Here is a 7,280-nt window from a genome sequence, read left to right as displayed (position 1 = left end):
CGCTGGATCGAGGAAGCGCGCGGCTATGGCTATATCGCAGTCGACACCGAGACCGATTCCATCGATTGCGTGATCGCCAAGCTCGCCGGGATCAGCCTTGCCACCGCCCCCAACCGCGCTTGCTACATCCCCGTCGGGCATAGCGGCGCGGACTTGTATTCCGACCGGCCGGACCAGCTCGACAAGGCGCTGGTGCTGGCGAAATTGAAGCCGCTGTTCGAAGATCCCGCGGTGCTCAAGATCGGCCACAATTTCAAATATGACTGGGTGATGTTGGCCAAGGAGGGGATCGACGTCGGCCCGTGCGACGACACCATGATCTTGAGCTTCGACCTCGACGCCGGCCTGCACGGCCACGGCATGGACGAACTGGCCAAGCTCCATTTCGACCATGACTGCATCGCCTTCAAAGCGGTGTGCGGGGTTGGCGCCAAGCAGATCACCTTCGACAAGGTGCCGCTGCCGCAAGCGACCCAATATGCGGCCGAGGACGCCGACATCACGCTGCGGCTGTGGAAGCGGTTGAAGCCGCGCATCGCGTCCGAAGGCGTGACGCAAGTCTATGAGCGGGTCGACCGGCCGTTGGTCAGCGTCATCGGCCGGATGGAACGGCGCGGGATCAAGGTCGACCGCGAGTATCTGGCCAAATTATCGGGCGAATTTGCGGTCGAGATCGCGGCGCTCGAAACGCGCGTGTTCGCCGCCGCCGGCGGGCCGTTCACCATCGGCTCGCCGCAGCAACTCGGCCTGGTGCTGTACGAGCGGCTCGGCCTCAAGGGCGGGCGCAAGGGCAAGAGCGGCACTTATTCGACCGACGTCACCGAGCTCGAGCGGCTGGCGGCCGAAGGCGTCGACTGCGCTCGGCTGGTGCTCGACTGGCGCCAGCTGTCGAAGTTGAAATCGACCTACACCGACGCGCTGCAGGCGCAGATCAACCCCGAGACCGGTCGGGTCCACACCAGTTTCAGCCTGGCGGGCGCGCAAACCGGGCGTTTGTCGTCGAACGACCCCAATTTGCAGAACATCCCGATCCGCACCGAGATCGGGCGCAAGATCCGCGACGCGTTTGTCGCCGAGCCGGGCCATGTGCTGATGAGCGCCGATTACAGCCAGATCGAACTGCGGCTGGCGGCGCACATGGCCGACGTGCCGGCATTGAAGGAGGCCTTTCGCAACAAGGCCGACATCCACAATCTGACCGCGATCGAGCTGTTCGGTTCGGACGACCGCGAGAATCGCGACAAGGCCAAGACGATCAATTTCGCCATCCTCTACGGCATTTCGTCCTGGGGGCTGGCCGGCCGGCTGGGCGTCAGCCGCGACGAAGGCCAGGCGATCATCGACCGCTATTTCGAACGCTTCCCCGGCATCCGCAATTATATCGCGACGACGCTATCCTTCGCGCGCGAGAACGGCTTCACCCGCACCTTGTTCGGCCGCAAGACGCACTTCCCCAACATCGACAGCCGCCAGCAGAATCTGCGCCAGGGCAGCGAGCGCGCGGCGATCAATGCGCCGCTCCAGGGGACCAGCGCCGATTTGATCAAGCGGGCGATGGCGCGGATGGATGACGCGCTCGACGCAGCGGGCCTGGAAGGTGTGCGGATGCTGCTCCAGGTCCACGATGAACTGGTGTTCGAAGTCCCCAATAGTCGCGAGGAGGCGGCGGCGGCGGTGATCCGCACGGTGATGGCCAGCGCGGCCGAACCAGCAATCACGCTCGACGTGCCATTGGACGTCGAGATCGGCTGGGGCGAGAATTGGGGCGCCGCGCATTGACCAAGACCGATCCGCCGACGCCGGCGCCAGCCGCGGACATGGCCTCGCTGGCGCGTGGGGGCCGGATCAACTTCTTCGGCTTTGTGCTGCGGCTGGTGGCCCGGCTGCCGTTCTTGTTCATCGCCAGCCGCATTTACGGCGCCGAGCAATTGGGACGCTTCGCCTATGCCGTGCTGATCGTCGAATTCGCCGCGCAACTGGCCACCCTCGGGTTAAAGCGCGGCCTTGCCCAGCAGCTTGCCCATACCGACAAACCGCATGCCTGCGTGGTGTGGGACAGCCTGCTGGTGGCCGGGATCGGCGCCACCGTCGGCATGGCGATCCTGTTTGTCTTCCCCCAGGCGATGTTCCCCAACAGCGCCATCAACGGCCTCGAATGGCTGTTGCCGACAGCGGTGTTCGCGCTCGCCTGGTCCGACGTGATGCTGTCAGCGCTCGCCTATCGCCACGATGTCGGGGCGACGGTCCGGGCGAGGGCAGTGGTCGAGCCGTGGACGCTGACCATCGCGGCCCTCGCCTGGTCGTTCTTTTCTCGCCGGGACGGATTGCTGGTTGCCTACGCGCTGTCGATGGCGGGAGCGCTGATCGCTTCGGCGGTGCCGTTCCTCAAGAGCTTCGGACTGCCGCCGGGATGGAAGCCCGACCCGGCGGCGCTGTGGCGAATGGCGGTGCGCAACTTTCCGGTCGCCGCCGCCGACGCGGTCGAATGGGGATCGCGGCGGGTCGACATCGCCATCCTTGGGCTGTTTGTCAGCCCGGCCACGGTCGGCATCTATTATTTCGCCCAGAACGTCGCTTCGCTGCCGTCGAAGCTCAAGACCAGCTTCGACCCGATCTTGGGGCCGGTCATTTCGCGCAACATCGCGGCCGGCAATATGACCGCCGTTGCCAAGCAGGTGCGGCAGGTCGGCTTCTGGGTGATCGCGGCGCAGCTGGCGGTGGCGCTGGCGCTGTCGATCCCGGGCGAAGCGGTGCTCGGGCTGGGCGGGCACGCGTTCGTCGCCGGCACCGCGGCCTTGTCGTTCCTGCTGTTCGCCGAAGTGGTGGCGGCGACCGCGACGGTCAGCGAATCGGCGCTGATTTACTGCGCGCGGAAGCGCAACATGGCGATCAGCGTGGCCATGCTCGCGGTCCAGGTGCTGCTGTCGATTGCGCTCATCATCCTGTTCCGGAGGCTCGGCTATCCGCCGATCTGGCAGGCGACCGGCCCCGCCATCGCCTTGTTGATCGGGCTCGGCATGGCGGCGATCGCCAAGGCGCGGTTGCTGTCGCATTTATTGAAAGCGCCGGTGTCCGGCTGGCGGTGGGAACTGCTGTGGGCGGCGCTGGCGGGCATCGCCGCCGGACAAATCGCCATCCGCTTGCCCGAATGGGCCGAGCTCGCCTTCGGCATTCCGGCGATCCTGCTGGCGTTCGGCGCCATGCTGTGGTGGCGCGGCTTCACCGCCGAAGACCGCGAACTGTTCCGGATGAAGAAGGAGGACATCGAGGATCTGAGCTTGCCGGATCCTAGCACCGGCGGGGATACGCCGCGGTGAATTTAGCCCCTCTCCCCTCGCGGGAGAGGGGCTAGTTCATTCAGTGGCGGAAGTGGCGCATGGCGGTGAACAGCATGGCTAGTCCCGCTTCGTCGGCGGCGGCGATAACGTCGTCGTCGCGGATCGAGCCGCCGGGCTGGATGACCGCGGTCGCGCCGGCTTCGACCGCCGCCAGCAGGCCATCGGCGAACGGGAGGAAGGCGTCGGAGGCGACCGCCGAGCCGACCGTGCGCGGTTCCGGCCAGCCTTGCGTCTCGGCCGCTTCAATGGCTTTCGCCGCAGCGATGCGCGCGGAGTCGCGGCGGTTCATCTGGCCGGCGCCGATGCCGGCGGTGGCGCCGTCCTTGGCGTAAACGATGGCGTTGGATTTGACGTGCTTGGCGACCGTCCAGGCGAACAGGCAGTCGGCGATTTCCTGCTCGGTCGGCTGGCGCTTGGTGACGCATCGCAATTGATCGCGGGTGACGTGGCCGTTGTCGCGGTCCTGGACGAGCAAGCCGCCGGCGATGACCGCGAGGGTCTGACCGCCACGGAGCGGATCGGGCAGCTCGCCGGTCAGCAGCAGGCGCAGGTTCTTTTTCTTGGCGAAGATGGCGCGGGCGTCGGAATCGGCATCGGGGGCGACGACGACTTCGGTGAAAATCTGGGCGATGGCTTCGGCGGTGGCGCCGTCCAACGGGCAGTTGGCGGCGACGATGCCGCCGAACGCCGAGACGCTGTCGCAGGCCAGTGCGGCTTGCCAGGCCTCGGCCAGCGAAGCGGCGCTGGCGACGCCGCACGGGTTGGCGTGCTTGACGATGACGATGGTTGGCGGGCCGTCGCGGAACTCGGCGGCGAGATCGAGCGCGGCGCTGGCGTCGTTCAAATTATTGTAACTGAGCTCCTTGCCCTGGACTTGTTCGGCCTGGGCGATGCCGGCCGCGTGGGGGCCGATGGGGATGTAGAGCGCGGCGCGCTGGTGCGGGTTCTCGCCGTAGCGGAGCGGCATTTTCAATTTGTTGGCGAACACCCAGGTTTCCGGAAAGCGCTGCCCCTGGTCGGCGAACGCAAACCATTGCGAGATGATCGAGTCGTAGGATGCGGTCAGCGCGTAGGCCTTGGCTGCGAGCCGCTTGCGCAGGTCGAGCGAGGTGGCGCCGCTGTTGTGATCAAGCTCGGCTAGCAGCTCAGCATAATCGGCGGGATCGGTGACGACGGCGACGTGGATGTGGTTCTTGGCCGCCGAGCGGATCATCGACGGGCCGCCGATATCGATATTCTCGATGATCGTGGCGCGGTCGGCGCCGCCGGCGACCGTCGCCTCGAACGGGTAGAGGTTGACGACGACGAGGTCGATGGGAGCGATGCCATGCGCGTCCATCGCCGCGCAGTGAGCGGGATTGTCGCGGACGCCCAAGAGGCCGCCGTGGACCTTGGGGTGGAGCGTCTTGACGCGACCGTCCATGATCTCGGGAAAGCCGGTGAGGTCGGCGATGTCGCGGACATCGTGGCCAAGTTCGCGCAGCTTGGCGGCGGTGCCACCGGTCGACACCAGTTCGACGCCGTGGCGTGCCAGGCCGGCCGCCAGCGTGTCGAGGCCGGTCTTGTCCGATAGCGAAATCAACGCCCGATTGATGGGCACCAGGTCAGTCATTCTTGTCCCTCAACTCGTGCGGCGGAATTGCCAGCCGACTTCGCCGCCGATGCCCGACATTTCGCCGACAATCACCAATTGCGTGGTTGGATGGGAAGCGCCGGCGCCGTCGATGACGAGACTTTCCTCGGTCGTCAGCATGGCGCCGCGGCAGCGGAAATTCCACGGCGGCGTGCCTTTCGAGCGCAGGATCGCGCCCATCCCGTCGGCGGTCCGCGTCGCCTCGACATGGCGGGCGAGGTGGAAGCGGACGGCGAACGGCACAGCGTCGCGGACCTTGCGCCGGCCTTTGGGGATCAGCTGGTCGGCGCCGCGCAATTCCTTGCCGTCGTTGCCGAGCATCAGGCTGCGCTTGTGGATCAGGCCGAAGCGGCGGACGTAACCGTCGTGGGTCGCTTCGAGGCGGCTCGAATCATTATCCTCGGAGCGATCGACGGTGACGTCGGTGACGCCCTTGCCGAGTGAGCCATCGTGGAGGATCGCGGTCGAGTTGGTTTCGGCCAGCGTCATCGTGCTGTGCGCGGCGGTCGAGCGCAGGGCTTCGATCAGTTCCTCCGACAGACTGGACGGCAGGGGCGCGGGCCCGCCGCAATTGATGACCAACCGTTGGGGCCCGTCGGACAATTCGAACGCCAGCGTCGAGGCGGCGCCGTCGGTCATTTTGGGTGGCGGCGGCGGGGCGGCGTCGAGAACCAGGATGGTGCCCAAGGCCGACAGCCGCTGATAGCCCCAGCCGCGGGCGGCGCGCAGTGGCCGGGCGCGCAGGCCGCAGCCTTCAATCAGCGCGGTCAGGCGGGCGGCGTCGCCGGGGTTGCCACCCTGCCAGCTCGACAGTGCGCCGTCGCCCATGGTCACCCCATGCAAGGCGGCGAGCGCGGCGGCGGCGGCGGCCTGGATGCCGTCGGGCAGCGTCTGCTTGGCAGCGAAATATGCGGCGCGAAGCAGGCCGAGGCGGTCGACCAGCAGCGTTTGCTCATAAGGCGAGCGGCTGGTGAGGCCGCCGTCTTCGAACTGGGCACCGGCCAAAGCACGGGCGAGGCCGGCCTCGCCGCGGGCGACGCGGGTGACGCCGCCCTGGATGAGCAGGCCGGCGGCGACGACGCCGGCCCAGGCGGTGATGCGCTTCAAGCCCGGCGGGGCGCGGTCGGCGTTGGCGTCAAGGTGCCTCGCGCCCCGCGCCAAGGTGTTCAAGAGCGCCGAGCGATAGCCGGCATCGCGGCTCGACAGGATGTACGGCGCGTAGGCGGTCCAGAACAGGACCCGCTCGCCCCACAGGTCGGGGCGCCAGGCGTCGTCGGCGCGGGTGCCATGGGCCAGCAGCCAGCGCCCGGCGAGATTTTCCGCGAGCCTGGTGCCATGCTCGCGGCTGGCGGCGGCGGCGAGATCGCGCAGCCAGGAGAAGCCCTGCAATTGTTCAGCGAGCGGGCCGACGGCGCCGATCGCGGCGAAATCGGCATTGGCGAGCGAGAGGGTTTCGGCACCGACGGTGAAACGGCCTGCGAGCAAGGCGTCGCCGCGGTTGCGGTTGCCGGCGACATGATCGCGCGGGACGGCGGCAAGCTTGAGCGGTTGCCGGCCGTGGCCGACCAGGCGCGAGAATAAGGAACCGCGGGCGAGCTTGCGGACAATATCGCGCTCCGCCGCCGTCTTGGCGCTCACTCGTCTCCTCGCAACGCGGCAATGTTCGCGGCGTATTGACCAGGACCGCCGCGGAACGCCGCAGTGCCGGCGACCAGCACATTGGCGCCAACGGAAACCGCCAACCGCGCGGTTTCGGCGTCGATGCCGCCATCGACCTCGATGAGGATATCGAGGTTCTGCTTGGCGACCCGGCGGGCGACGGCCTCGATCTTCTTCAACTGGCTGGTGATGAATTTTTGGCCGCCGAAGCCGGGATTGACGCTCATCACCAGCACCAGGTCGATGTCCTCGAGTACGTAATCGAGCATCTTGGCCGGAGTCGCGGGATTGAGCGACACGCCGGCTTTCTTGCCGAGCGCCTTGATCCGCTGGATCGAGCGGTGGAGGTGCGGGCCGGCCTCGGGGTGGACGGTGATGATGTCGGCGCCAGCTTCGGCGAACGAATCGAGGAACAGGTCGACCGGCGAAATCATCAAATGGACGTCGAGCGGCTTGCTGGTGTGGGGGCGGAGTGCCTTCACGACTGCCGGGCCGATGGTGAGGTTGGGGACGAAATGGCCGTCCATGACGTCGATGTGCAGCCAGTCGGCCCCGGCCTCATCCATCGCGCGGACTTCCTCGCCGAGCTTGGCGAAGTCGGCGGACAGGATCGACGGGGAGATCAGGGGAGCGGCCATGGCGCCGATTAG

At 67.2% G+C, this 7,280-nt stretch carries 5 protein-coding genes; 2 read left to right on the top strand and 3 right to left on the bottom strand.

What is annotated here, in order from left to right; translation table 11 throughout:
- Both polA and RMO25_RS03380 read left to right on the top strand, forming a co-directional pair.
- Positions 1-1,779 (top strand): DNA polymerase I (polA, locus tag RMO25_RS03385; RefSeq protein ID WP_309661197.1); only part of this gene is annotated, 1,779 nt, incomplete at its 5' end.
- Between the two features lie 38 nt (positions 1,780-1,817).
- The gene (locus tag RMO25_RS03380; protein ID WP_309661199.1) at positions 1,818-3,317 is read left to right on the top strand and encodes an oligosaccharide flippase family protein; all 1,500 of its coding nucleotides are present in this window, start codon (positions 1,818-1,820) and stop codon (positions 3,315-3,317) included.
- A 40-nt stretch (positions 3,318-3,357) separates the two neighbouring features.
- On the opposite strand, the gene purH is transcribed toward RMO25_RS03380, so the two are convergent.
- From purH to rpe, 3 genes are read right to left on the bottom strand one after another with little or no spacing between them, the layout of a single operon-like run.
- Entirely contained in the window at positions 3,358-4,950 is a 1,593-nt protein-coding gene (gene purH, locus RMO25_RS03375; RefSeq protein WP_309661196.1) for a bifunctional phosphoribosylaminoimidazolecarboxamide formyltransferase/IMP cyclohydrolase, read from the bottom strand.
- Positions 4,951-4,959: 9 nt separating this feature from the next.
- Complete coding sequence (locus RMO25_RS03370) at positions 4,960-6,609, bottom strand: heparinase II/III family protein (protein WP_309661195.1); 1,650 nt, start codon at positions 6,607-6,609, stop codon at positions 4,960-4,962.
- Positions 6,606-7,268 carry a ribulose-phosphate 3-epimerase gene (rpe, locus tag RMO25_RS03365; protein ID WP_309661194.1) on the bottom strand — a complete coding sequence of 221 codons (663 nt, stop codon included), beginning with the start codon at positions 7,266-7,268 and terminating at the stop codon, positions 6,606-6,608. Before rpe ends, RMO25_RS03370 begins: the two co-directional genes overlap by 4 nt.
- Positions 7,269-7,280 lie beyond the last annotated feature (12 nt).

Source organism: Sphingomonas sp., assembly GCF_031361285.1.
Classification (GTDB): Bacteria; Pseudomonadota; Alphaproteobacteria; order Sphingomonadales; family Sphingomonadaceae; genus Sphingomicrobium.
The sequence above is the reverse complement of the archived record's forward strand: the minus strand, read 5'-3'. Positions and strand labels throughout refer to the sequence as shown.